General features: G+C 57.7%; 23 protein-coding genes and 1 tRNA gene. 12 read left to right on the top strand and 12 right to left on the bottom strand.

Annotated features, from left to right (window positions below; all coding sequences use genetic code 11):
• Positions 1-24: 24 nt before the first annotated feature.
• Positions 25-1,509, top strand: coding sequence for an alpha-amylase (locus BQ8011_RS08375; protein ID WP_072456288.1), 1,485 nt, complete (start codon positions 25-27; stop codon positions 1,507-1,509).
• Between the two features lie 42 nt (positions 1,510-1,551).
• On the opposite strand, the gene BQ8011_RS08370 is transcribed toward BQ8011_RS08375, so the two are convergent.
• On the bottom strand, positions 1,552-2,184 hold the full coding sequence (locus tag BQ8011_RS08370; protein WP_072456286.1) for a TetR/AcrR family transcriptional regulator: 633 nt from the start codon (positions 2,182-2,184) through the stop codon (positions 1,552-1,554).
• A 79-nt stretch (positions 2,185-2,263) separates the two neighbouring features.
• On the opposite strand from BQ8011_RS08370, the gene BQ8011_RS08365 reads away from it, so the two are divergent.
• From BQ8011_RS08365 to BQ8011_RS08330, 8 genes are all read left to right on the top strand, one after another.
• Positions 2,264-2,334 (top strand) — tRNA-Gln (locus BQ8011_RS08365).
• Positions 2,335-2,363: 29 nt separating this feature from the next.
• The gene (locus BQ8011_RS08360; RefSeq protein WP_034501823.1) at positions 2,364-3,395 is read left to right on the top strand and encodes a bifunctional UDP-N-acetylglucosamine diphosphorylase/glucosamine-1-phosphate N-acetyltransferase GlmU; all 1,032 of its coding nucleotides are present in this window, start codon (positions 2,364-2,366) and stop codon (positions 3,393-3,395) included.
• A gap of 52 nt (positions 3,396-3,447) precedes the next feature.
• Positions 3,448-4,428 (top strand): ribose-phosphate diphosphokinase, encoded by a 981-nt coding sequence (locus BQ8011_RS08355; RefSeq protein ID WP_072456284.1) that lies wholly within the window; start codon positions 3,448-3,450, stop codon positions 4,426-4,428.
• A gap of 138 nt (positions 4,429-4,566) precedes the next feature.
• Positions 4,567-5,160: a 50S ribosomal protein L25/general stress protein Ctc gene (locus BQ8011_RS08350; RefSeq protein WP_072457759.1), complete on the top strand. Its 594-nt coding sequence runs from the start codon at positions 4,567-4,569 to the stop codon at positions 5,158-5,160.
• 64 nt (positions 5,161-5,224) lie between these two features.
• Positions 5,225-6,289 (top strand): mannose-1-phosphate guanylyltransferase, encoded by a 1,065-nt coding sequence (locus BQ8011_RS08345; RefSeq protein ID WP_072456282.1) that lies wholly within the window; start codon positions 5,225-5,227, stop codon positions 6,287-6,289.
• 10 nt (positions 6,290-6,299) lie between these two features.
• Positions 6,300-7,361 (top strand): BMP family lipoprotein, encoded by a 1,062-nt coding sequence (locus BQ8011_RS08340; RefSeq protein ID WP_072456280.1) that lies wholly within the window; start codon positions 6,300-6,302, stop codon positions 7,359-7,361.
• A gap of 8 nt (positions 7,362-7,369) precedes the next feature.
• Entirely contained in the window at positions 7,370-8,104 is a 735-nt protein-coding gene (locus BQ8011_RS08335) for an LOG family protein (RefSeq protein WP_072456278.1), read from the top strand.
• 78 nt (positions 8,105-8,182) lie between these two features.
• Entirely contained in the window at positions 8,183-8,347 is a 165-nt protein-coding gene (locus tag BQ8011_RS08330) for a DUF3117 domain-containing protein (RefSeq protein WP_072456276.1), read from the top strand.
• Here BQ8011_RS08330 and BQ8011_RS08325 read toward each other — a convergent pair.
• The 10 genes from BQ8011_RS08325 to BQ8011_RS08280 form a co-directional block, all read right to left on the bottom strand.
• The gene (locus BQ8011_RS08325; protein ID WP_072456274.1) at positions 8,330-9,067 is read right to left on the bottom strand and encodes a HisA/HisF-related TIM barrel protein; all 738 of its coding nucleotides are present in this window, start codon (positions 9,065-9,067) and stop codon (positions 8,330-8,332) included. The genes BQ8011_RS08330 and BQ8011_RS08325 overlap by 18 nt on opposite strands.
• 2 nt (positions 9,068-9,069) lie before the next feature.
• Positions 9,070-9,927 (bottom strand): tryptophan synthase subunit alpha, encoded by an 858-nt coding sequence (gene trpA / locus BQ8011_RS08320; protein WP_072456272.1) that lies wholly within the window; start codon positions 9,925-9,927, stop codon positions 9,070-9,072.
• Positions 9,924-12,215 carry a tryptophan synthase subunit beta gene (gene trpB, locus BQ8011_RS08315; RefSeq protein ID WP_072456270.1) on the bottom strand — a complete coding sequence of 764 codons (2,292 nt, stop codon included), beginning with the start codon at positions 12,213-12,215 and terminating at the stop codon, positions 9,924-9,926. The genes trpA and trpB overlap by 4 nt, the downstream gene beginning before the upstream one ends.
• A complete protein-coding gene (gene trpD / locus BQ8011_RS08310) occupies positions 12,212-13,243 on the bottom strand; it encodes an anthranilate phosphoribosyltransferase (RefSeq protein ID WP_072456268.1) in 1,032 nt (343 codons plus the stop codon). Before trpD ends, trpB begins: the two co-directional genes overlap by 4 nt.
• The gene (locus BQ8011_RS08305) at positions 13,236-13,907 is read right to left on the bottom strand and encodes an anthranilate synthase component II (protein WP_072456266.1); all 672 of its coding nucleotides are present in this window, start codon (positions 13,905-13,907) and stop codon (positions 13,236-13,238) included. The genes trpD and BQ8011_RS08305 overlap by 8 nt, the downstream gene beginning before the upstream one ends.
• A gap of 1 nt (position 13,908) precedes the next feature.
• Positions 13,909-15,534, bottom strand: a complete 1,626-nt coding sequence (locus BQ8011_RS08300; protein ID WP_072456263.1) for an anthranilate synthase component 1 — start codon at positions 15,532-15,534, stop codon at positions 13,909-13,911.
• Positions 15,535-15,755: 221 nt separating this feature from the next.
• Positions 15,756-16,391 (bottom strand): O-methyltransferase, encoded by a 636-nt coding sequence (locus BQ8011_RS08295; RefSeq protein WP_072456262.1) that lies wholly within the window; start codon positions 16,389-16,391, stop codon positions 15,756-15,758.
• A 97-nt stretch (positions 16,392-16,488) separates the two neighbouring features.
• The gene (locus BQ8011_RS08290) at positions 16,489-17,619 is read right to left on the bottom strand and encodes an Mrp/NBP35 family ATP-binding protein (RefSeq protein WP_072456261.1); all 1,131 of its coding nucleotides are present in this window, start codon (positions 17,617-17,619) and stop codon (positions 16,489-16,491) included.
• Positions 17,620-17,661: 42 nt separating this feature from the next.
• Positions 17,662-18,216: a DUF1003 domain-containing protein gene (locus BQ8011_RS08285; RefSeq protein ID WP_072456260.1), complete on the bottom strand. Its 555-nt coding sequence runs from the start codon at positions 18,214-18,216 to the stop codon at positions 17,662-17,664.
• Complete coding sequence (locus tag BQ8011_RS08280) at positions 18,209-19,513, bottom strand: magnesium transporter MgtE N-terminal domain-containing protein (RefSeq protein ID WP_072456258.1); 1,305 nt, start codon at positions 19,511-19,513, stop codon at positions 18,209-18,211. The genes BQ8011_RS08285 and BQ8011_RS08280 overlap by 8 nt, the downstream gene beginning before the upstream one ends.
• 87 nt (positions 19,514-19,600) lie before the next feature.
• Here BQ8011_RS08280 and BQ8011_RS08275 point away from each other — a divergent pair, with 87 nt between their 5' ends.
• The gene (locus tag BQ8011_RS08275; RefSeq protein WP_072456256.1) at positions 19,601-20,320 is read left to right on the top strand and encodes a general stress protein; all 720 of its coding nucleotides are present in this window, start codon (positions 19,601-19,603) and stop codon (positions 20,318-20,320) included.
• A 3-nt stretch (positions 20,321-20,323) separates the two neighbouring features.
• Here the strand turns inward: BQ8011_RS08275 and BQ8011_RS08270 are convergent, their stop codons facing one another.
• Positions 20,324-21,856, bottom strand: coding sequence for an aminopeptidase P family protein (locus BQ8011_RS08270; protein WP_072456254.1), 1,533 nt, complete (start codon positions 21,854-21,856; stop codon positions 20,324-20,326).
• 57 nt (positions 21,857-21,913) lie between these two features.
• Here BQ8011_RS08270 and BQ8011_RS08265 point away from each other — a divergent pair, with 57 nt between their 5' ends.
• Together BQ8011_RS08265 and BQ8011_RS08260 are read left to right on the top strand one after the other, a co-directional pair.
• Positions 21,914-22,759 (top strand): PHP domain-containing protein, encoded by an 846-nt coding sequence (locus tag BQ8011_RS08265; protein ID WP_072456252.1) that lies wholly within the window; start codon positions 21,914-21,916, stop codon positions 22,757-22,759.
• Positions 22,756-23,394, top strand: coding sequence for a MarC family protein (locus BQ8011_RS08260; RefSeq protein ID WP_072456250.1), 639 nt, complete (start codon positions 22,756-22,758; stop codon positions 23,392-23,394). The genes BQ8011_RS08265 and BQ8011_RS08260 overlap by 4 nt, the downstream gene beginning before the upstream one ends.
• The last annotated feature ends 94 nt before the right edge of the window (positions 23,395-23,488 follow it).

Here is a 23,488-nt window from a genome sequence, read left to right as displayed (position 1 = left end):
TATCGAGGCTGGCAGGATAAAAGAGTGAGCGAAGAACACACCTCATCAGATACACAGCCTCAAGACTTCCACGATCATTTGCTTTTGCAGGCATTCGCATGGGATTTGCCTGCTGATCAGAGCTTGTGGAGGACGATTGCCGCTACGGCACACGACCTTGCGGAGCTGGGGATTGAAGGAGTTTGGCTTCCCCCCGCGTACAAGGGCTATAAGGGGCGCGAGGACGTTGGATACGGCGTCTACGACATGTATGACCTGGGTGAGTTCGATCAAAAAGGAAGCATCGCCACGAAGTACGGCACGAAGGATGAATACCTCGCAGCCATCGATGCTCTCCACGAGGCGGGGATCCACGTCATTGCCGATATCGTCTTTAACCATCGTCTAGGCGGCGATGAAACTGAGGAAGTTCGAGCGCGCAGGGTTGATCCGGGGAACCGAATGCAGGTGATCTCCGATGAAGAGACGATCCGAGCATGGACCCGTTTTACCTTCCCAGGTCGGGCAGGAACCTACTCCGATTTCCAGTGGAATTCGCAGTGTTTCAAAGGTATCGACTGGGACGAAAATACGAAGAGTAACGCTGTCTGGCTCTTCGATGGCAAAGAGTGGGATCCAAGCGCGGGCGAGGAGCTGGGCAACTACGACTACCTCATGGGTTGCGATGTTGACGTTTCCTCACCGCAGGTCAATGAAGAATTGGACCGTTGGGGCCGCTGGTACGTTGAGACCACGGGAATTGATGCCCTGCGTTTGGATGCCGTCAAACACATCGGTTCAGATTTCTTTGCGCGTTGGCTGAAAGATCTTCGCACCGCAACAGGAAAGTCTCTACCGGTTGTTGGCGAATACTGGAGTTATGACGTGGGACAGCTGTGTTCCTACCTTGATCGAGTGCCTCAAATTGGCTTATTCGACGTCCCCTTGCACTTCCATTTTCACGAGGCCTCCGTCTCAGACGGAAACTTTGATCTTTCTCAGCTTTATACGAATACTTTGGTTGCTACGCGCCCCCAAAATGCGGTGACTTTCGTTGAAAACCATGACACTCAACCGGGACAATCACTGGAATCGACCGTTGCCCCTTGGTTCAAGCTCTCTGCTTACGCTTTGATTCTTTTCCGCGACAGCGGGGTTCCCTGTGTTTTCTGGGGAGATCTTTTGGGCAGTGGGGATGTGCTCCCCGCAGTGCGTGAGCTTCCCTTCCTCATGCAAGCGCGAAAGACCGCAGCTCAGGGCCCGCAATTTGATGCTTTCGATAATCCCGACGTGGTTGGTTTTGCCCGACAGGGCATTGAAGGGGAGCCCTCGACAGGGTGCGCAGTTGTCCTATCGGACCGACTAGCGGGCGAAAAGCGTTTATTCCTTGGGCAGTGGCGTGCCGGTGAAAACTGGGTGTGTGCGATCGGTGAACACCCCTCCGTTGTCATCGATGAGGACGGGTGGGCGACCTTCCCCGTTTCCGACGGTGGTCTTTCCGTCTACTTCCCCGAGGCCGCGCATCTTTAACCTTTCAGCCGCCACCCGGGTGGGGAAGAAAATAAGGAAACCCTACTTGGCCTCGTCAGTGGAGGTGAGGAGGACGGGGGAGGGGCGAAGGTTCCGCATCCCATTCCACACGAGGTTGACGACGTGGGAAGCGACGTCTTCCTTACTCATCCGACGCTCATCAAGCCACCATTGGCCCACCTGCGCAATCAAACCTACGAGCATTTGCGCGTACAGGGGAGCCCACTTGGGGCTCATATTCGCCTGAGAAAACTGGTTTGCAAGCAGGTGCTCGACCTTGATCGCGATGTCACCCATGAGAGATGAAAACGACCCGGAAGTGGAATTTTGTGGCGCATCGCGCACAAGAATTCGGAAACCATCCGAATTCGATTCAATGTAGCTCAGCAATGCAAGCGCGGAGTCTTCGAGGATCATACGCGGCCGTTTTTGGGAATCAAGGGCGGCTTCAAGCGCGCTCATGAGAGCGTGAACTTCGCGGTCGACGATGACGGCATACAGGCCTTCTTTTCCGCCAAAATGCTCATAAATGACGGGCTTGGAAATCTTGGCTTGAGAAGCAATTTCTTCGACACTTGTCCCGTCGAATCCTTTTGAAGCAAAGGTCTTTCGCCCGACAGCAACAAGTTGCTCTCGGCGGGCAAAACCGCTCATGCGCATTCGTTTCTCGGCCATGTCTTAACCGTACACGCTCAAGTCGCTCGGGGTTCTAGATGCCAAGACGGGTGTGTTTATGGCACAATCTATGTGTCCTTCCGCCTTGGTGTAACGGCAGCACAGAGGTTTTTGGTGCCTTTAGTCTAGGTTCGAATCCTAGGGGCGGAGCTCAATGTGAGCGCGCGTGAAAGGGCGACATGACTACTCCCACTGCAGTGATTGTTCTGGCCGCAGGCGCTGGGACACGCATGAAGTCCTCTCTTCCCAAAGTCGTTCATCCTGTCATGGGATTATCGATGATCGGGCACGCCCTCCGCGCTGGAGCCGGTACGGATCCCGATCATTTAGTCGCAGTCGTACGCCACCAGCGTGACCTTGTTGCCGATGAAATCCTTCGCAATAACCCCGACGCCATCATCGCGGATCAAGACGACATCCCTGGAACTGGGCGTGCAGTTCAGTGTGCTTTGGATGAACTTCTGAGGCGTGGCCACAGCCTCAAGGGAACGATTCTTGTCACATACGGCGATGTTCCAATGCTTGATGCAGCCACTCTCAATGACCTCGTTGCCTCTCATGATGAACGTGGTGCAACTGTTTCTGTGCTGACAACGATTGTCGAAGATCCGACCGGCTATGGCCGCATTGTTCGAGACGGCGCAAGTGGCGACGTCTGCCGCATCGTCGAGCAGAAAGATGCCACAGAAGAAGAGCGTGCGATCTGTGAAATCAACGCAGGAATCTACGCTTTCGATGGGGAGTTCTTACGCGATGCCCTCATGCATGTGGGGACAAATAACAAACAGGGCGAGGTCTATCTCACCGATGTTCTTGCGCAGGCCTACCGGGCTGATTGCGTAACAAACGGCGTTGTTCTTGACGACCAATGGATGGCGCAGGGTTGCAATGACCGTGTTCAGCTTGCGGAATTGGCCGCGGAAATGAACCGCCGAATTTGTCGTGAGCACATGCGTGCGGGAGTATCCATCGTGGATCCCGCCTCAACATGGATCGAATGTGATGTCCGCATTGAAGCGGATACAACGATCCACCCACATACTGTTCTTCGCGGTCAGACAACGATCGCGTCGGGTTGTGAAATCGGCCCGGGAACAACACTGACAAATGCGCTGGTCGGCCCGGGTTGTCGGGTCCCTTCGTCGTGGGTCAGTGACACACACCTTGAAGGGGATACCATAGTAACGCCTTTCACTTTGATCGAACGGTGAACAGGAAACTGCTCGACGAGTGAGGTCCGTATAAACGGGGAGGACAAACCGCATGACGGGGCTGGTGACCAGCGGAGAAAAGCGTCTGGTTCTTGTATCAGGTCGAGCACACATGGAGCTCGCTCAACAAGTTGGCGAAGAATTGCACTGCGGAGTTTCTCCGACGACTGCATATGACTTTGCCAGCGGTGAAACCTACGTTCGTTTCAATGAGTCGGTGCGCGGTGCGGATGTTTTCGTCTTGCAGTCACACACCGGTGAAGTGAATAAGTGGCTGATGGAACAGCTTTTGATGATCGATGCAGCCAAGCGAGCATCGGCAAAGCGTATTACCGCAGTTGCTCCCTATTACCCCTACGCGCGCCAGGATAAGAAACACCTGGGGCGCGAACCTATTTCTGCACGCCTCATCGCAGACCTCTTCAAGACCGCTGGTGCAGACCGCGTGATGAGCGTCGACCTGCACGCCTCGCAGGAGCAGGGCTTCTTTGACGGCCCGGTTGATCACCTGTGGGCGATGCCTGTGCTGGTTGACTACGTGCGTTCCCGCGTTGATCTGAGCAACGTCTGCATGGTTTCCCCGGATGCTGGTCGAATCCGCGTTGCCGAGAAATGGTCCGCGAAGCTGGGCGGTTGCCCGCTGGCCTTTGTCCACAAGACTCGTGACACCACGCGCCCCAATGTTGCCGTCGCTAACCGCGTCGTTGGTGATGTTGCGGGTAAGCAGTGCGTGCTGGTCGATGACATGATCGACACCGCTGGCACCATTTCCGAGGCCGTCAAGGTCGTCATGAACGCTGGCGCTTCCTCGGTCATCGTTGCTGCAACGCACGGCATTCTGTCCGATCCGGCTGCACAGCGTCTCTCTGAGTGCGGTGCCAGCGAAGTGATCGTCACCGACACCTTGCCGATTGCTCCGGAAAAGCGTTTCGAGAAGTTGACAATTTTGCCCATTGCACCGCTTCTCGCGCGCGCAATTCGTGAAGTTTTCGACGACGGATCGGTCACATCTTTGTTCGACGGGGTCGCCTGAAACCGTTAAACGCGCTATCCTAGCTAGGTTGCTCCGGCGAGGGCGCGAAAGCGCCGTTATCGACAGGGCTTTCTGTAGGACTCCTCCTTCAGATTCCTAGCGCCGGTGCGTGGAATGAACTATTTGAAGGAGGCTCTCATGAGCAACCCCACGCTGGTCGCACAGACCCGTAGCGAATTTGGTAAGGGTGCAGCACGTCGCGCACGTCGCGCAGGCTTGGTTCCCGGTGTTCTTTACGGACACGGCGATGCCCCCCTCCAAGTTGATCTCCCCGGTCACGAGCTCTTCCTGGCCGTCCGCGGCCAGAAGAACGCTCTGGTCGAGCTGGTCATCGAAGGCAAGAAGCACCTTGCTCTGGTGAAGGAAGTTCAGCGTCACCCCGTTTCCCGTAACCTGCTCCACGCAGACTTCCTGGCCGTCAAGGCCGGCGAACTCGTTGACGTCGAGGTTCCGGTTTCCATCATTGGTGAGCCTGCCCCCGGCACCCAGCACACTCAGGAAGAGTTCGCCCTGCTGGTCAAGGCTCCCGCCACCTCCATCCCTGAGTCCATCGAGGTCGACATCACCGGTGTCGAGGCCGGAACTGCGGTTCGCGTTGCCGACGTGACCTTCCCCAAGGGCGTCGTCTCCGAGCTCGATCCCGAGACCGTCGTTGTCACGGTCAGCGAAGAGGTTGTCGAAGAAGAGGAAGAGGCAGCTCCCGCCGAGGAAGCAGCCGAATCTGCCGAGTGATCTCACTTTAATTTCGGGAGGCTCGCCCCTAGGGGCGAGCCTCCCGTTTATTACACTGAATGGTATGAAGCGCGTGCACGTTATTATTCCCGCGGGTGGAGTGGGCTCTAGGCTGTGGCCTCTCTCGCGTAAAGACCGACCAAAGTTCCTTCTTGACCTTCGTATGAGCGGGAAGAGCCTCCTGCAAGAAACTATTGACCGCCTCGATCCTGTGGCGCAGTCTTTTACGATCGTCACTGGCAAAGCACACGAAGAAGCAGTGCGCGCTCAGATTCCCCAGGGGCGCGATATCACTGTCTTAGTTGAGCCCCAAGGGCGAGATTCCATGCCCGCTATTGGCTTTGCTGCCTACATTATTCGCCAGCGTTTTGGCGATGATGCTCCCATTGCTTCCTTTGCAGCTGACCACGCGATCACTCATCCCGATGTTCTTCTCTCCTGCATCAGCCGCGCCCTCGATTGTGCTGAGCGTGATTACGTTGTCACCGTTGGTCTTTCTCCCTCGACTCCGTCAACGGCTTACGGGTACATTGCTCCGGGAGATCCTTTCGATCAGGATCAACCAGAAAACGGGGCTGTTGTCAGTTCTTTCGTCGAAAAGCCCGATGAGCAAACCGCTCGCGCCTACGTCGAAGCTGGATATCTGTGGAATGCGGGCATGTTCATCATGACTGCGGGGACTCTTGTTCGTCGTCTCGCTCAATTCCATCCGGATATGGACCTCCACCTCAGCAAGATCGCCGAGGCTTGGGGGATCGGAGACTTCTCCACAGCTTTGGATGAGCATTGGCCGCTGCTGACGAAGATCGCCATCGATCATGCGATTGCCGAGCCTTTGTCGCTTGAAGGGGGCGTTGCCGTTGTTCCAGCTCGCGACATGGGGTGGACAGATGTCGGTGACTTTGATGCTCTCGCCGATATCAGCCCTGAAGGTGAGGCTCTACGCATTGATTCTCCCCAAACTTTTGTCCGTTCGATGACCGGACAGAAGATCATTTTGGTTGGTGCTGAGAATCTTGCGGTGATTGCAACGCAGGACGCAATTCTTGTTGTTGATCGAAATCGTGCCCAGGACGTGAAGAAAGCTGTCGATTCCCTGTCTCAGAATGGGCAAGCCGAGCTCCTTTAAGATGAAAGACATGACCAGACACTCTTCAGCGCGTCTCCTGGCCGCGACCACTGCGGTTCTTCTTCTTGGAGCATGCTCGTCGCAGTCCTCTCCTTCGTCGGCTTCGCCGAAGATCTGTGGGATCTCCGATGCTTCCGGGTGGGACTCTAACGCCTCGCAAACTCCCGCTAAGAGGGCAATCGCAGAGGCGGCCTCGGAGATTGGAGGAGAAACGAAACTGGCCACGGGCGCGGGGGAGCTTAAAGGACTCCTCGAGGATGGCTGCACGATCATCGTTTCAGAAGGCCAAGGGATTGCCGAGGCCACGACTCAGGCTGCACACAAGTACTCGAAAGTGCGCTTTATTGCGGTCGATTCAGATTTCGTCGCTGGTGGGAAGCCCAGCGAGGTGAGCAACGGCAAGGTTATCGCCTCGAAAGCAACACAGGGGGCGTATCTCGCGGGCTACGCAACAGCCGGAATGACAACAACGGGAACGATCGCCGGCTTTGGGGGAGTTGAAACCAGCGAGCGCCAAGCACTGATGGATGCTTTCATGCAGGGAATCGACGCCTACAACCAGGCGTACGGAACCTCAATTCGTTTTCTCGGATGGGATCCGACGCGCCTGAAGGGGACATTCACCGGGAGCGACGATGAATCCAGCATCAAAGATGCGGCCGCGAAAGCCTTGAGCAGCGGTGCGGATATTCTTGTTCCTTTTGCCGACGCAGGGAATCAGGGGGCTCTTCGCGCTCTTGAAGAAGCAGGAAATAACTCTGCCCAAAGGCTCGTGTGGATGGGGGATGGGGCTCCGACGAATTCAGCCCAGATCATCACCGCTGTGTCGACGTTGACCAAGGACCACCTGAGCGAGGCAATTACGGCTGCTCGCGGAAGCGAATTTTCCCCTCAGGCGGTCATTGATTCTCTTGATAATAACGGGGTGGTTCTGGCGCCATTTGCTGCCCACGAGGCGCTGATGACTCCGGAACTGAAGGATGCTCTTGCCACCATGCGTCAGCAGATGATCACCGGCGAGCTTGTCATTTCCACTCCTTTCGACCCACTCATCTTTTCCCAGAAAAAGTAGAGGACACCATGGATACTCCCACACCGCAAGCTTCCTATCGCCGAGGCCCCGTGATCCTTCGCGGAGGAAAGATCCCTCACGAAACTTCCGATGCCGGGCTCTTGCGGAGCCAATCTTCCGCGGATTGGTTGCACGAAGACCCGTGGCGGGTTCTGCGTATCCAATCTGAGTTCGTCGAAGGCTTTGGTGCGCTGGCTGATTTAGGTCCAGCGGTTTCGGTTTTCGGATCGGCTCGTACCCCTGCGGGTAGTGAAGATTGGGAGCGGGCACGCACCATCGGTTCGCTCCTGGTTCGCTCTGGCTATGCGGTTATTACAGGTGGTGGCCCGGGGATCATGGAGGCTGCAAACCGTGGAGCTTGGGAAGCTGGTGGAAGCTCTGTGGGCCTCGGAATTGAACTTCCTCATGAGCAGGGAATGAACGAATGGGTCAATATCGGCGTGAATTTCCGGTATTTCTTCGCCCGCAAGACGATGTTCATGAAGTACTCGCTGGGTTTCATTGTCATGCCCGGCGGCTTTGGAACAATGGATGAGCTTTTCGAAGCGGCGACTCTGGTTCAAACAGGAAAGGTCAAGTCCTTCCCGATTGTTTTAGTCGGTCGGGACTACTGGGGCGGGCTGGTTGAATGGATTAATTCAACGATGCGCGCGTCTGGAATGCTCTCCGATGAAGACCCGGAACTGCTCCACGTGGTAGATAGCGCCGAAGAAGCAGTGGAAAGAGTAGTTGGACACGAGTAGTTCACATCCCTACTAAAATAGGTCGTTCCCGGTAGAATATAAGTGTTTAAATACCGATCTTTCGGAAGGGAAACGGACATGGCAGCTATGAAGCCGCGGACCGGCGACGGTCCTTTAGAGGCAGAAAAAGAAGGTCGTGGGATTGTCATGCGTATTCCCAGCGAAGGCGGCGGACGCCTCGTGATTGAACTGAGCGCAGAAGAAGCAAAGGAACTTGCCCAAGCGCTAGCAAACGCTCTGTGAGGCCTCCAAAGCCTGCGCCAAACTTAAACTTCCCACATACAGTGCTTTTCCAACGATTGCGCCGTCAATATAGCCCTCGCGTGTGAGGGTACGGATATCGTCCAAGTGACGGATTCCGCCCGAAGCAACAAGATCAGCACGTGTTCTCGCCCGTAGATCTCTCAGGAGCTCTACGGGCGGTCCCATAAGCGCTCCGTCCCTCTTCTTCTCGGTAACGATGTAGCGCCTTGCGCCGGCGCGCTCAAGGCGGCCGCACACGCTCCACAGGTCACCCACATCGCCTTCGCAAGCGCGCGGACGAATACGCCCCTCTTCGACGTCGATGCAGATATTGAGACGCTCCCCAAAGTGAGCGATGAGCGAGGCAACTTCATCGAGGTCAACCAGGGCCTGCGAAGCCAGATTGACCCGATCAGCTCCCGCGCTTAACGCAGTTTCGATATCCTCCCCGCCTTTTACTCCACCAGACCATTCAATACGGCAAGGATTTTGGGCGCTCCACCGCTGAACCTGCGCAATGAGATCGCCCAATACTTCAGCATTATTCCCGCGCCCGAAAGCCGCATCAATATCAACGAGGTGGATCCAGCGCGCCCCGCAATCGATGAAGTCGCGGGCGATCCGAATTGGATCTGCAGCGGCCCCCTCCTCACGCCCATCCGCATTGCGGTGCGTGAGGGCGAGGCCGGAAGCAACATCCAGGGCGGGAAGGATATCCATGACTAGCGCGCGCTCCCGCGTACAGTTGCCTGACGCATGGGTACAAAGAAATCGCGGAGCTCTGAAAGGAGAGTATCCATCGCGGGAGAAGACTCTTGGCCTTCCTGCGCGGTGATTTCCGCTGCATGCCGCGCAATAATGCGAACAATCGCGGAGCCAGAAATTGCCCCATCAGCTCCCGCTTCAATTGCATCGCGCACGTGTTCGGGGCGGGAAATCCCAAATCCCAGAAGCACCGGCGCTGCAGCCTGCTCGCGCAAGGTCGCTACGGCCTCGTGCAAGCCGACGGTCGAGGCCTCATGATCGGCGCCGGTTACTCCCACACGCGAAACCGCATACACATACCCGCGGGCCGAACGCGCGACATCGCTGAGGGTACGTGGGGAGGCCGAAGGCGGTGCAATGTAGACGCTATCGACGCCGCAGGCAAGAGCCGCCTTGCTAAAAGGATTGCCCTCGCGGATTGGTACATCGGGGATGAGGACCGAATCCACTCCGACCTCGGCGCAGCGCGCATAGAAACGCTCGATACCGATGGAGAAAGGAACATTCGCGTAGACGAGCAGGCCGATAGGAAGTTCGGGGTGAGCTGCGCGAATGCTGCCTAAGATCGCGAAAGACTCCTCGAAGCCGATTCCGGCATTAAGAGCACGTAGGTGTGCTTCCTGGATGACGACACCATCAGCGACCGGGTCGGAGAAAGGAATGCCCAATTCCAAAGCGTCCGCGCCATCGGCGATCAGGGCCTCGATGATTGCTTCGCAGGCGCTAGCAGTGGGGTCTCCGAGCATCACGAAGGGGACGATCGCCCCGCGCCCCTCAGCCGCGCAGCGCTCGAACATGGATTCGTAGCGGGTCATCGCTCCTCCTTGGGGGTCGAAAGATCGTAGGAATGAGTCCTGTGGGTACCCGAGCCTGCTCGTGCCTGTGCGACCAATTCAGCAGCGCGCGCAACCGCGCCATCGCGCGAGAAAGAACCACCAAGGCGCTCGCGTATCTGATCGAGGTCCTTGTCACCGCGACCCGATAGGCACACAAGAAGTCGGGGAGTGTGGCCCTCGGGGACATGCAGTCCGGCAGTTTGCCCGTTTGCTTCAAGCTCTGCTGCCATCTTCAGGGCGTAGGCCAGAGCATGCGAGGACTCCATTGCGGGGATAATTCCCTCGTGGCGTGACAAAGCAATGAAAGCTTCGACCGCTTCCTCGTCGGTAATCCCCACATAGTTCGCGCGCCCACTTGCCGACAGATAGGCATGTTGGGGACCGACTCCCGGGTAATCAAGACCCGCCGAAATTGAGTAGGACTCTTCGACTTGGCCCTCATCGGTACGCATGAGGTAAGAGCGCGCACCGTGGAGGACGCCAACCTTACCTTCGTGGATTGCTGCCCCGTGGTGGCCGCTATCCAGTCCCTCACCAGCGGGTTCGACACCGTAGAGGGCAACGGAGGGATCATCGATGAAATCGGCGAACATTCCGATCGCATTGGAACCACCGCCGACGCAGGCGATGACGGCGTCGGGAAGCCCACCGGTCATGGCGAGCATCTGTGCACGCGCCTCGGTGGAAATAATGCGGTGGAATTCGCGAACGATCGTGGGGAAGGGGTGCGGGCCGGCCGCGGTTCCCAAGAGATAGTGGGAGGTCGCAAAAGTCGCTGTCCAGTCGCGCAGGGCCTCGTTGACGGCGTCCTTGAGGGTGCCGCTGCCGGCAGTGACCGGGACGACGGTGGCGCCCATGAGTTCCATGCGTTCAACGTTGGGTGCTTGTCGAACAACGTCAACCGCGCCCATGTAGATCGTGCATTCCAGGCCGAGGAGTGCGCAGACCATTGCGGTTGCGGTGCCGTGCTGGCCAGCACCTGTCTCGGCGATGATGCGTGTCTTTCCCATGCGCTTGGCAAGCAATGCCTGGCCGAGGACCTGGTTGCCCTTGTGTGCGCCGCCGTGGACGAGGTCTTCTCGCTTGAGGAAGATCCGTGCTGCTCCGCCGGAGAGGTTACGCAGTTCCGTGACCGGAGTGGGGCGGCCAAGGAAGTGACGCAACAGAGTGTTGATCTCGTCAATGAAGCTCGGATCATCGATTGCTTCGATGAAGGCTTCTTCGAGCTGGTCGAGCGCAGGGATGAGGAGCTCGGGGACGTACTGTCCGCCGAACTCTCCGAAGTAGGGGGAAAGCTTGGTCGGGTGTTCTCCCGAGGCCGTGGCCGCGCCTTCGCCGGCGCCGAGGCGTTCGCTTGAGTACGGTTCCCATGACGTTGAGCGTGCCTGGGCTTCGTAGTATGCCTGGCCAGCGCTTGGAACGTCGTCCGTGATCTCCCACGCCGCGTGAGCGGGATCGTCAGAACCAGAAAGGTGAGAACCAACCAGCAGGGCATCAACGTAAGGGGCAAGATCGTCAACATCACTGCGAGAGCTCACACCCGATTCGCCGACAATGACCGCCCCAGCAGGAGCAAGGGGAGCAAGTACGCGAGTACGTGCCTTGTCAATGTTGAGTGTGCGCAGATCCCGGTTGTTGATACCGATAATTCGCGCGCCCAATAGCTGTGCGCGACGCATATCGTCTTCAGTGTCGACCTCAGTGAGAACATCCATTCCCAAGCGAAGCGCTGCCAAGGAAAGCTCGCGATAGGCCTCGTCATCAAGAACGCTCAACATGAGCAAGATCGCGTCTGCGCCGTGCACTCGCGCCGCGGTGATCTGGATTGGATCAATGACGAAGTCCTTGCACAAGACCGGCTGAGTGGCCTCGGCGCGCACCTCGTCGATGTCCTCGAAGCGACCGTTGAAACGATCGGGCTCGGTCAGCACGCTGATCGCCGCAGCGTAGGGAGCATAGGCGCGAGCCAGGAGGCGCGGAGAATATGTCCCCTCGATGATTGTCCCCAGGGTCGGGGAAGCAGACTTGCACTCCATGATGATTGCGGGACCGGTGGCGCGCGACTCGATGCCGTTTTCACCCGAGGTGCGGGTGCGGAGGGCATCTTCGAAAGAGCGCTCGGATCGAGGCAGAGTCAGGGGATCAATGTCCCCGTAGGCCTCGTAGAGTTCGGGAAGGCGCGTGCGTCGCGCTGCAACCAAGGAATCAAGGACTGTTCCCGTGGCGCGCAGGCGCTGTGACATCGGGGAGAAAGTGTGCTGGCTCATTGTTGCTCCTGCGTCTTCAATTCTTGTGCGGTTGAAGCAATTGTCTGAAGGTGCTCGGCAACTGCGCCGCTGGCGAGCTGGGCGAGCGCAGCGGTGGTTCCTTCAACCAAGGAGGGAGCCTTTCCGGCCAGATAGAGCATGGCTCCCGTCGTTGCGGCAATCGCGTCGCGCTGAGCAGCAACGCCCGAACCGTTGAAAACATCAGTGATGAGGCGAAGATTATCGCTCGCATCTCCACCAATCAGATCCGACAAGGGCGCCGGAGTGATCCCCAGTTCTTCGGGGGTGCAAGTGAAGGCGGAGATCCCTTCACGAGTGATTTCACGGACTTCAGTTTGCCCGTGGACGGCGAACTCGTCGGTCCCACTTCCATGGACAACCAGAGCATGTTCGAGTCCAAGGGAAGCCAGAGCCTGCGCGACATCGTCGAGGAGTTCGTGCTTGCCCACGCCCAGAACCTGATAGGACAGGTGGGCGGGGTTCACCAAGGGGCCGATGAGATTAAAGATCGTCGGGTTCTTGAGCGCTGCACGCACCGGGGCGACGAAACGCATTGCCGGGTGGTACTTCTGTGCGAAGAGGAAACAAAAGCCTGTGCGCTCAAGGAGCTGGGCAGAAGATACGGGGGAGAGGTCCAGGGGAATTCCCGCAGCCTCGATGAGGTCGGCTGCTCCCGCCTTCGAGGACACTGCACGGTTGCCGTGCTTGGCGACCTTCAAACCCATGGATGCTGCGACGAAGGCCGAGGCCGTGGAGACGTTGATCGTACCCACGCCGTCACCGCCCGTGCCCACCACGTCGATGATGCCGGTGGCGTCGGTGGTCAAGCTTTGCGCTGCTTGTCGGAAGGCCTCGGCGGCACCCGCGATTTCGCTGGGCTGCTCGCCACGGGCGTGAAGCGCCCCCAAGAACGCTGCGATTTCAATATCACTGAGCTCGCCGCGTGACATCTGCTCGAATACGCTTCGAGCCTGTTCTTGGTCCAAAACAGCACCATTGAGCGCGTGGTGCAGGTAAGACTCACTCATGAGAACTCCTTGAAATCGAGGGGGAAAGTGTCAAATCAGCCAAAAGTCCGCGCAAAAGGATCGGTCCGGCGGGGGTCAGAATAGATTCGGGATGAAATTGCAGGCCGATGCACGGAGCGCTGCGGTGGCGCGCGGCCATGACGATTCCATCGTGGGTATGAGCCAGTGAAATCAAAGATTCGGGAAGGCTCCTGGTTCCCAGCGAGTGATAGCGGGCAATCGAGATGTAGCCGTGCGTGGCCTCGTCTCCGGGGCGGGGTGCTTCAGCGATAGCAGAAAATGACGGATCTTCGATCCCGGCCTCGGTGAGTTCAACGCGGTCAGTGCGCCCGTGGGTTGCGCCGACCGGAGCGACGACTCCGCCACAGGCCTCGACCATTGCCTGGAAGCCCAAGCAAATGCCCAAGGTTGGGATTTTCTCTTGCAGAGCCACGTCAAGGATTTCCATCATGTGTCCGGCCTGGCGCGGGTGTCCCGGTCCGGGGGAGAGGATCAAGAGCGGGCGTTCGCCCGCAGCGCGTTCTGCGGATGTCGGTTCAAGAGCATCACGCAGCGTGGCTACAGGAGTTGTATTGCGGAAGACCTGTACTCCGGCCTCGCGAGCCGTCAGGTCAACCAAGTTGTAGACGAAAGAATCTCGGTTATCGACGAAAATGACGCGCACTTTAGAAATCACCTTCTTCTGCACTCGTGGCAATCACTAGCGGACGGTGTGCCGAGGCAGCTAGGGCACGCAAAACTGCACTTGCCTTGTGGACGGTTTCTTCGGCCTCGCGAGCAGGGACGGAATCTGCAACAACACCGGCTCCGGCCTGCACGATCGCGTGTCCGTCTTTGACGAAAGCCGAACGGATGACGATGCAGGTATCGAGTTCGCCGTCGCCGCGAAGATACCCGACTGCCCCGCCGTAAGAACCTCGCCTCAGTCCTTCGTAGGTGCGAATAAGCTCAGCAGCGCGAAGCTTGGGGGCACCGGTTAGCGTTCCCATGGTCATGGACGCACGGAAAGCATCGAGGGGATGAAGATCCTCGGCCAAGGTGCCGCTCACTTCGGAAACCAAATGCATGACGCGCGAGTATCGATCCACGCGCAGAAGCTGTTCAACCCTACGGCTCCCGCGCTTGGAAACTCGGGCAACGTCATTTCGTGCAAGATCGACCAACATGACGTGCTCTGCAACTTCTTTCGCATCCGATCGAAGCTCAAGTTCCAGTCGGATATCGAGTTCGTGATCGATGCTGCCATCGGGAGCAAACCCACGCGGACGTGTGCCTGCGATTGGGCGAATGGCGACGGTGTGGGTCTTTGCCGAATGCAGGAGCGAAGACTCGGGGGAAGCTCCGAAAAGTTCGAAGTCTTCAGTCCCGATATAGAACATGTAGGGACTGGGGTTCTCATCGCGTAAGAAACGATAGCTGGTCAGTGCGTCGGAGCATTCAGCGATGAAACCGCGCGAGGGAACAACCTGATAGATATCGCCTGCGGCAATGTGTTCTTGCATGACGGTGACGAGCTCGGCGAAGTCGCTATCGGAGATCGTTGGGCGGGCAATGAGGGGCTCTGCGCCTTCTTCTTCCCCAATTTCCGAGGCCGTGGATTCCGCGGCGCTTTCGGGTGCGGCGTCGATCGCCTCGGCAAGCGCGCTCATACGCTGCTCAAGGGAAATGGGATCGAGGGAAGCACCAACTAGCTGGGCACTTTGAGAGGGGTGATCAACCACCAAAATGATGCGCGCTAAGTAGAAGAGATAGTCGGGACAGGAGTTAAAACCGTGGGCGACCTCGGGCAAGGACTCGTAGGTTGCCAGGTAATCAAAGGCGACAGCCCCGGCGACCAAAGGAAGGTGCGGATGATCGATGGGAGTATCGGTCAGGATACGCAAGGGTTCCATGGTTGCGCGCTGCTTGAGGCGGGTCTCCTCATCGGCCTCGTCTTCACGAAGAGAAGGCAAGCTCAACAAGGCGTTGGTCTCGGTGCATTCGAGAAGCGCGTGGGGGAGAGCCTCGCATACGCTTTGGATTGCAGCGGGGCCGTCGACAGGATGCGTCGATGTCAGGCGGACCTGATCGCCATCGCATTGGATAGATGCGCTGGCTTCAAGTAGAGCGATCGTTGTCAAGTGCTGCTTGGAGGCGATGTCAGCACTGTCGAGTAAGACAACCTTCGTTGGGTGTCCCGAGGCTGCGCGAGGAAGTAAGCCATGGTTGCATAGATCAGCAAGAAGCTTGCCGCCGTCGCTGTGATAGCGCACCTCACGTGTGATCACGTGTGGCGTGTCCGCGTGTGTCATTTCCGTCCTTATCTTTTGCCCCCGGTGGGCCCACAAGACAAAGAAAAAGGCCCGCCGTATGGGCGAGCCTGATGAGTTTTAAGGTACATCAATGGAGGCCCACCCTTAGGAGAGCCACCACCACATCTGGTTTGCTGAAGTACCGAACATGTTTTTCATACTAGCGTCACAACCCGCATATGCGCGAAAGATGTCACCCAATGAGACTTAGCGAGTAAGACTCAGATGCGCTTAACTGCTGCAAGCAGTCCATCGCCGACGGGAAGCATTGCCGGAACAAACTGCTCCGAAGACGCAAGAACCTTTGCCAGCTCCCGCATCATGACCGTCTGTTCATCGCGCTGGGCAGGGTCCGCAACTTGGTCGTGCCACAGAGCATGAACGATCACAATGAGGCCGCCGGGGCGTAGGACCCGGAGTGCATGATCGAGGTAGTCCGGAATTTCGTCTGCGGGAGCATCGATCACCATCATGTCATAGCCGCGTGCGGCCATGCGGGGAAGAACATCCAAAGCCCGACCCGCGATGAGGCGGGTGCGCTGGGAGGGAATGCCTGCTGCTGTGAATGCGCGACGTGCGTACTTGTGGAACTCGACCTCGTGGTCGATCGTGGTCAAAACACCGTCGGCCGACATGCCCTGGAGGAGCCACAGGCCAGATACTCCCGCTCCGGTTCCGATTTCAAGGACGGCTTTTGCCCCGCAGGTTGCGGCAAGGAGACGGAGGGTAGCGCCGACTCCGGTCGAAACGGGCTCAGCACCTAAATCGGTGGCAGTCTCGCGAGCTTGGGCGAGGATGTCGTTTTCCTCGACAAACTCTTCTGCAAATACCCAGCTCAGAGCCTTATCTGATGCCATTATGTCCTCCGCGGTAGTAAACCTTTGCTTCAAGGTTACGCAAAAACCCCGCCACTGGGGCGACTACGCGCCCAATGACGGGGTTTTATTCGCTGAATTAGATGGTCTTATTCAGGGGAGCGACACCCAGGGGACGCCCGGCGAGGCCTCGCGAGGCGTGAGAGAGCGTGCGGGCAAGTTCCTGGAGAACTTGAGCGGCCTCTCCTTCGTGCACGGAAACAGGATCTCCTGCGTCTCCGCCTTCGCGCAGGGCAATATCCAAAGGAACTTGGGCGAGGAGTGGAACATCGTAGCCAAGCTGAGTGCTCAGGCGATCTGAGACAGATTGCCCGCCGCCGCTGCCGAAAATCTCAAGCTTCGAGCCATCCTCCTGAGGCAGGTAGGACATGTTCTCGATGACGCCGATGACCTTCTGGTTGGTCTGCGACGCGATCGAACCTGCACGCTCAGCGACTTCGGCTGCAGCAACCTGCGGGGTTGTCACGACAAGAATTTCAGCGTTGGGGAGGAGCTGAGAAATTGAGATTGCAACGTCTCCGGTTCCGGGAGGCATATCGATGAGCAGAACGTCCAGATCTCCCCAGAAAACATCTGCCAAGAACTGCTGAAGTGCACGGTGGAGCATCGGGCCGCGCCAAATCACGGGCTGACCGTCGGGAACGAACATGCCAATGGAGACGACTTTGACGCCCTGGGCGCCAAGCGGGGGAATGATCATTCCGTCGATCACCTGGGGATCGTGGGCGACACCCAGCATGCGGGGAATCGAGAAGCCGTAAATGTCCGCGTCCATGACGCCGACCTTCAGGCCCGAACGAGCCAGTGCGGCTGCAAGATTCGCCGTCATTGAAGATTTGCCGACACCGCCCTTACCGGAGGTCACAGCAATGACACGTGTCAGGGAATCGGGGCGTGCGAAGAGAATTTCGCGCTCGGGGCGTCCACCGTTGAGCTTTTCGCGCAGGGCCTTCTTCTGCTCGTCATTCATGACATCCATGGTCACCTTGACATCGGTGACGCCATCGAGTGCGCGAAGGACCTTGTGAACGTCCTCGGAAATTGTGTTTCGCAGCGGACATCCTGCAGTCGTCAGAAGGATTGTTACCGAGACGGTAGAGCCATCGATCACGACCTCATCAACCATATTGAGATCGGTGATCGGACGACGAATTTCCGGATCGATAACGGCCGACAGGGCATCAAGAACGTTCTGCGAAGTCAAAGTCATGGTGTCAATCCTATGACCCTAGCCGCTCTTGTGCGCAGCGGTTTAGCTCTCAGTGGTGCGAGGAGTTGAAAGATCTGCGGGATTGTCGTTGTCGATCGGCTCTGCTTTTTCTTCGCGAGCATCGAGTTCCTCGCGAAGGTCAGCCATCATGTCGCGCAGTTCCGATCGAACGAAGTCTCGGGTTGCCACGTCTTGAAGAGCAATACGCAAAGCTGCAATTTCGCGGGTTAAATACTCGGTGTCAGCGAGGTTGCGTTCAGCGCGCTGACGGTCTTGTTCTGCTTGCACGCGGTCGCGGTCATCTTGACGATTCTGTGCAAGAAGAATGAGAGGTGCAGAGTAGGACGCCTGCGTGGAGAAAGCCAGGTTGAGCAGGATGAAGGGGTAGGGGTCCCAGGCGTACTTCTCTGAAACCTTGTACAGAATGACGTTTGCAGCGATCCATGTCACGACGAAGATCGTCATGTACAAGATGAACTTCGGCGAACCCATAAAACGGGCCGTGGCCTCGGCGAACTGGCCGAAACCATCACCGGAGGAACGGCGACGGAAAAGCTTAAACTTTCGCTCGCTTGGGGTATCAAGACGATCAGCCATCAATACTCCTTGCCATTACTCGGTCGGTGACATCGTCATCCCAGTCGCGCCAGTCGCGGGGGAGAAGCTCATCCAAGACGTCGTCAACAGACACGGCGCCCAAGAGGTGCCCATCTTCGTCAACAACGGGAAGAACGGTCAGATTGTACGTTGCGAGCAGACGCGTCACGGTCGCAACGTGCGCATTCGGAGAGAGCTTGTCCAAATCCGTATCCATGATGGTTCCCAAGAGAGTATTGGGAGGTTCGCGAAGAGCGCGTTGGAAATGGACAGCACCAAGATATTGCCCGGTTGGGGTCTCTAAGGGAGGGCGCGCAATGAAGGTTGCTGCAGCCAAAGAAACAGGGAGGTCAGATCGTCGAATCGAGGCCAGCATTTGAGCCACGGTCGCGTCGGGTCCGAGAATCACCGGTTCGGTTGTCATCAGCGAACCCGCCGTTGATTCCTTGTACGCCATCAATCGGCGAACGTCCGCGGCCTCATCCGGTTCCATCAAGGACAGAAGGGATTGAGCCGTTTCAACCGGGAGCTCGGCGACAAGGTCGGCTGCGTCGTCAGGCTGCATGACGTCCAAAACGTCGGCGGCTCGACTTGCTTCCAACTGGGACAGGATCGACACTCGGTCGTCATCGCCCAGTTCCTCAAGGACGTCGGCTAGACGTGAGTCGGGGAGTTCGGCGGCGACTGCCAGCTGGCGATCAGCGGGAAGATCATGGATGAAGTCCGCAAGGTCCGCGGGCTTCATGTCTTCGGTCTGCTGAATAAGCGCTGTTGCGGCCTGGTTTGAGTCAGTCTTGAGGAGCGAAGAAACTTCATCCACTCCAACAGTCATGGTGGTTCCGCCGCGCTTGAAGCCCAAAGCGGTCGTGCGGATACGTTGGACGTGGAGGGTAGAGATGATCCAGTCACGAGGCCTGCGCTGCTGCATTGCGACATCAAGGATCTTGACAGTGCCGCTTCCGTCATTCATGGTCACTTCGCGGTCGAAGAGCTCTGTAATCACCAGGGTTTCGACGGGGCGCTGGGTGAAGGAACGAATATTGAGCAAGCCGGTGGTGATCACCGAGCCTGCTTCGATTGCAGTGACTCGCGTAAAGGGAAGGAATACGCGCTTTCGGGGGCCGACCTCGACAACGAAGCCAATGACATTCGCGGTTGAGTGCAATCGGAAAGTCACCACGACGTCATGAATGACTCCCACTTTTTCGCCCAGGGGGTCAAAGACGCTCGTTCCGGCAAGTTTGCCGATAAAGATACGACGTCCTGCTGTTCCGACGTTTAAAGGTGCACTGCTCACTGGGCCAGTTTATCCCCACAGCGAACTTCTTACCCGCCCATCCATCTGGAGTTCTCGCTACGATGGCAGCACGAGGAAAGGGAAAACATGAGCGTACCTGTCAATGGAGTTGTACGGAGAAACGGCGGCGGACGGCTACCCGATGGCACGGAGGTTGCCTCCTACGGCTCATATGAAGAAGCCCTTGCTGCGCTTGAGGTTCTTGCCAGCAACGATTTCGAAGTCGAACAGGTCAGCGTCGTTGGAACCGACTTGTATTCGGTAGAACGAATCATGGGACGCGTCACCTGGGCGCGTGCAGTCTCCTCTGCAGTGATGAATGGTGCACTCTGGGGCGCAATGATCGGCATTGTGCTCTCAATCAACCAAGGAAACACCATGGTGTGGGTGGGGGCGTGCATGCTTGCCGGTGCCTTCATGACCGCGTGCCTGAGCACTTCCCTTTTCTTCATGCGCAGGCGCCGACGCGATTTTTACTCTCAATCCCAAGTGATTGCTGGGCGTTACGCAGTTATCATTGCCAAGGCTGCGGGTGCGGATCGCATTCGTGAGGCCTTTGAGCTATTGCAAAAGACTCAGGGCAATCAGATGCGTCCGCGTCGGGCGCGCGCGACCCTCGAAAGCAGCGGTCCTACAGAGTATGGATCGCGCCCAGATGAACAGCCGCGCTTTGGGGTGCGTCTTTCTCAAGTTGTGGGTGCTCCGCAGGAGCAGGCACAGCCCACGGCCTCGTCAGACCAGAGCAAAGCAGAGGGTGCTCCCTCAGATTCCTCTGAAGAAGCACCCCGGCCGGATACTCAGGACTGAAAGCTAGGCGCGCTGCTGTGCCTGGCGAATCCACTCCTCAACATCGGCAATCTTTCGAGGAATATCCTCTGACATACGCGTGACGCTTCCATCGGCGTTGACCAGAACATCGTCTTCAATGCGTACGCCGATTCCACGGAATTCCTCGGGGATGGCCATGTCATCGCCGCGGAAGTACAGGCCGGGCTCAATCGTGAAGCACATTCCCGGCTGCAAGAATGCATCCTGGTACATTTCACGGCGCGCCTGAGCGCAGTCGTGAACGTCCAATCCCAGGTGGTGGCTGGTGCCGTGGGGCATCCAACGACGGTGCTGTTGGCCTTCGGGGGAGAGTGATTCTTCGGCGCTCACAGGCAGAAGTCCCCACTCCTCAAGGCGTGCGGCGATGACCTTCATTGCGGCATCGTGAACATCGCGGAAGCGTGTTCCCGGCTGGTTCGCGCGTTCGAGTGCGGCCTCGCAGGCATCCAAAACCGCCTGATAGACCTTCGCCTGAGTGGGGGAGAATCTTCCATTGACGGGGAGCGTACGGGTGATATCTGCGGTGTACAGAGAATCGACCTCGACGCCAGCATCGACCAGAACCAGGTCGCCTTCATTCACGGGACCATCGTTATCGATCCAGTGGAGCGTATTCGCGTGGTTTCCCGAGGCCGCAATGGTGTCGTAGCCCAGACCGTTGCCTTCTTCGCGTGCGACCGCCCCGAAAGCGCCTTCGATTACGCGCTCGCCGCGATGGTGTCCCACGGCGCGGGGGAGGGCCCGCAAGATGTCTTCAAAACCGGCCTTCGTGATCTCGATTGCGCGACGAAGTTCAGAGATTTCAAACTCATCCTTGCATAAGCGAATCTCGGAGAGGCGTTCCTCAAGCGCATCATCGCTTTCAGTGGCATCTCCACCGAAGGGGAGGCCTGCCTGGAGGCGTACTTCGTTGACCATCGCTTCGACGGCCTCGTCAACGTTACGGACCACGCGAAGACGAACGCTTCCCGCATCCTTAGCCAGCGCATCACGAAGGGTGTCGATGTGCTCGCAGCGCAGACCGGTTTCGGTTGCGACTTCCTCAAGCGAGGGGCGCGCGCCCACCCAGAACTCACCGTAGCGCGAATCAGAGTAGAACTCCTGTGAGGAACGCGAAGTGCGGGGTTTGAAGAAGAGCACTGCTTCGTGGCCGCCGGAGGGGAGGGGTTCCAAAACGATCACGGAATCGGGTTCGCGTTCTTGGCCCAGACCTGACAGGTGCGCGAAAGCAGAGTACGCGCGGAAACGGTAGGTGCAGTCGTTTGAGCGGACCTTGTAGGTGCCCGCGGGGATGACGAGGCGTTCGCCGGGGAAAGGCTCTCCCGCTGCTACGGCGCGTGCGGGAAGATAGTCCGCGACGGCTGCTCGCGTGATCCCTGCATCGGGACGCGGACCCCAGTTTGAGCCCATGAACTCGCGGAAAGCGTCCGATGAAGGACGGCGTGAACGGTTGTTCACGCGCTCGGCCAAGGTGTCGTCCGATTCTTGGTTAGAAGTGGTATCACTCGTATTCATGGTGCCATGGTCTCACTTTCACAGCGGGACGTGCTAGGGGGACCGTATCCTAAAAGCATGAGCAGGATCGATCTTCACACGCATAGTGCATATTCGGATGGAACCGATAGTCCGGAAGAACTGATGCACAAGGCCCGCGAGGCGAGATTGGACGTTGTCGGTCTGACCGATCACGATACCTACGCGGGCTGGGACGAGGCCGCTGCTTGCGTTGAGTCCACTGGGGTTGCGTTGGTTCGAGGCGTCGAATTGTCGTGTGCGCGCGAGGGAATCACCGTCCACCTCTTGGGCTACCTTCCCGATCCTACGAACGAGGCCTTACTTGCCGTCCAGCGCCGCGCCACTGAGTCGCGCCTGACACGCGCGCAAAGAATGGTCGAGAGAATTTCGAAAGACTACCCGATTACCTGGGAACAAGTTCAGGCTTTGGCGCCGGATGGGGGGCCGGTTGGACGTCCACACATTGCTGATGCCCTTGTTGCGATCGGTGCTTTCCCCGATCGCAGTGCAGTTTTTGTCAAGGCCCTGCATCCTTCCAGCCCCTATTTCGTCATGCATTGGGCTCCCGATCCGGTTGACGCGGTTGAACTGGTGCGCGCTGCTGGAGGCGTTCCGGTTTTGGCTCATCCTCGAGCCCGGGCGCGCCAGCGACTCTTGCCCGAAGAAGTCATTAACATGATGAAAGAAGCGGGCCTGTTCGGTATTGAACGTGATCACCGGGATCACGGGGATGAGGATCGTGCAGATGTCGATAGAATTGCCCGTCGTTTGAAGCTGGAAGTCTTCGGCTCATCTGACTACCATGGGCGAGGCAAACCGAATCGGCTAGGAGAAAACCTTACGGATCAGTCGGTTCTGAACAAACTCGAAGAGGAAGCGTTTTTAGAGGTATTGCGCCCATGAATATTGGCTCTGTTGTGGACGTTACGGTACTGCTGACGACTTTTGCGACCCTGATTGTCATTTTGGACCCGATGGGCTTGATGCCCGTGTTCTTGGCATTGACGTCAAAGTTCTCCCCTAAAGCGCAGCGTAAGGCAGCTATCCAGGCATCCCTGGTGTCTTTCGGCGTGATTTTGGCTTTTGCTTTCTTGGGGCAGCAGATTCTTCGAGCTCTGCAGATCTCGATGGAGTCCTTGAAACTCTCCGGAGGTGTGCTCCTCTTCTTGGTCGCAATGGAACTGTTGACCTCGAGCGATATGGACCAGCCGGACACTGGCGATGACGCTGTGAACGTGGCTCTTGTTCCCCTAGGCATTCCTCTGCTTGCTGGCCCCGGTGCGATCGTCGCCGTCATGGTGTCCATGGCTCAGGCACATACGACGGGATCCATTGTTGCTGTGGTTCTGGCAGTGGTTGCCACCCACGTCGTCATCTGGGCATCGATGCGCTTCTCCCTTGAGCTTTCTCGTCTTCTGAGAACCGGTGGAATCCTCTTGTTGACCAAGATCTCCGGTGTGCTTCTTGCCGCAATCGCAACCGAACTGGTTATGGGTGGAGTCTTCGACTTCATTAAGAATGCTGGGATTGTCAAGTAGGGTCGGTTGACACTCACCAGAGGACTTTGATCTCGCTACCACGCGAAGGCCTGCAGTAGGCTTGACTCAGTGCTACCGGTAGTACTGAGTCAAT

The organism is Actinomyces marseillensis (genome assembly GCF_900155605.1).
Taxonomy (GTDB): domain Bacteria; phylum Actinomycetota; class Actinomycetes; order Actinomycetales; family Actinomycetaceae; genus Pauljensenia; species Pauljensenia marseillensis.
The sequence above is the reverse complement of the archived record's forward strand: the minus strand, read 5'-3'. Positions and strand labels throughout refer to the sequence as shown.

Excerpts from the sequence above, each read along its gene's own strand:
- BQ8011_RS08300 (WP_072456263.1), bottom strand. The coding sequence starts at position 15,534 with ATGACACACGCGGACACGCCACACGTGATCACACGTGAGGTGCGCTAT.
- trpB (WP_072456270.1), bottom strand. The coding sequence starts at position 12,215 with ATGAGCCAGCACACTTTCTCCCCGATGTCACAGCGCCTGCGCGCCACG.
- BQ8011_RS08290 (WP_072456261.1), bottom strand. The coding sequence starts at position 17,619 with ATGACTTTGACTTCGCAGAACGTTCTTGATGCCCTGTCGGCCGTTATC.
- BQ8011_RS08370 (WP_072456286.1), bottom strand. The coding sequence starts at position 2,184 with ATGGCCGAGAAACGAATGCGCATGAGCGGTTTTGCCCGCCGAGAGCAA.
- BQ8011_RS08285 (WP_072456260.1), bottom strand. The coding sequence starts at position 18,216 with ATGGCTGATCGTCTTGATACCCCAAGCGAGCGAAAGTTTAAGCTTTTC.
- trpD (WP_072456268.1), bottom strand. The coding sequence starts at position 13,243 with ATGAGTGAGTCTTACCTGCACCACGCGCTCAATGGTGCTGTTTTGGAC.
- BQ8011_RS08350 (WP_072457759.1), top strand. The coding sequence starts at position 4,567 with ATGAGCAACCCCACGCTGGTCGCACAGACCCGTAGCGAATTTGGTAAG.
- BQ8011_RS08275 (WP_072456256.1), top strand. The coding sequence starts at position 19,601 with ATGAGCGTACCTGTCAATGGAGTTGTACGGAGAAACGGCGGCGGACGG.
- BQ8011_RS08270 (WP_072456254.1), bottom strand. The coding sequence starts at position 21,856 with ATGAATACGAGTGATACCACTTCTAACCAAGAATCGGACGACACCTTG.
- BQ8011_RS08325 (WP_072456274.1), bottom strand. The coding sequence starts at position 9,067 with ATGGATATCCTTCCCGCCCTGGATGTTGCTTCCGGCCTCGCCCTCACG.
- BQ8011_RS08345 (WP_072456282.1), top strand. The coding sequence starts at position 5,225 with ATGAAGCGCGTGCACGTTATTATTCCCGCGGGTGGAGTGGGCTCTAGG.
- BQ8011_RS08330 (WP_072456276.1), top strand. The coding sequence starts at position 8,183 with ATGGCAGCTATGAAGCCGCGGACCGGCGACGGTCCTTTAGAGGCAGAA.
- BQ8011_RS08360 (WP_034501823.1), top strand. The coding sequence starts at position 2,364 with ATGACTACTCCCACTGCAGTGATTGTTCTGGCCGCAGGCGCTGGGACA.
- BQ8011_RS08335 (WP_072456278.1), top strand. The coding sequence starts at position 7,370 with ATGGATACTCCCACACCGCAAGCTTCCTATCGCCGAGGCCCCGTGATC.
- trpA (WP_072456272.1), bottom strand. The coding sequence starts at position 9,927 with ATGACCCGCTACGAATCCATGTTCGAGCGCTGCGCGGCTGAGGGGCGC.
- BQ8011_RS08355 (WP_072456284.1), top strand. The coding sequence starts at position 3,448 with ATGACGGGGCTGGTGACCAGCGGAGAAAAGCGTCTGGTTCTTGTATCA.
- BQ8011_RS08295 (WP_072456262.1), bottom strand. The coding sequence starts at position 16,391 with ATGGCATCAGATAAGGCTCTGAGCTGGGTATTTGCAGAAGAGTTTGTC.
- BQ8011_RS08340 (WP_072456280.1), top strand. The coding sequence starts at position 6,300 with ATGACCAGACACTCTTCAGCGCGTCTCCTGGCCGCGACCACTGCGGTT.
- BQ8011_RS08260 (WP_072456250.1), top strand. The coding sequence starts at position 22,756 with ATGAATATTGGCTCTGTTGTGGACGTTACGGTACTGCTGACGACTTTT.
- BQ8011_RS08265 (WP_072456252.1), top strand. The coding sequence starts at position 21,914 with ATGAGCAGGATCGATCTTCACACGCATAGTGCATATTCGGATGGAACC.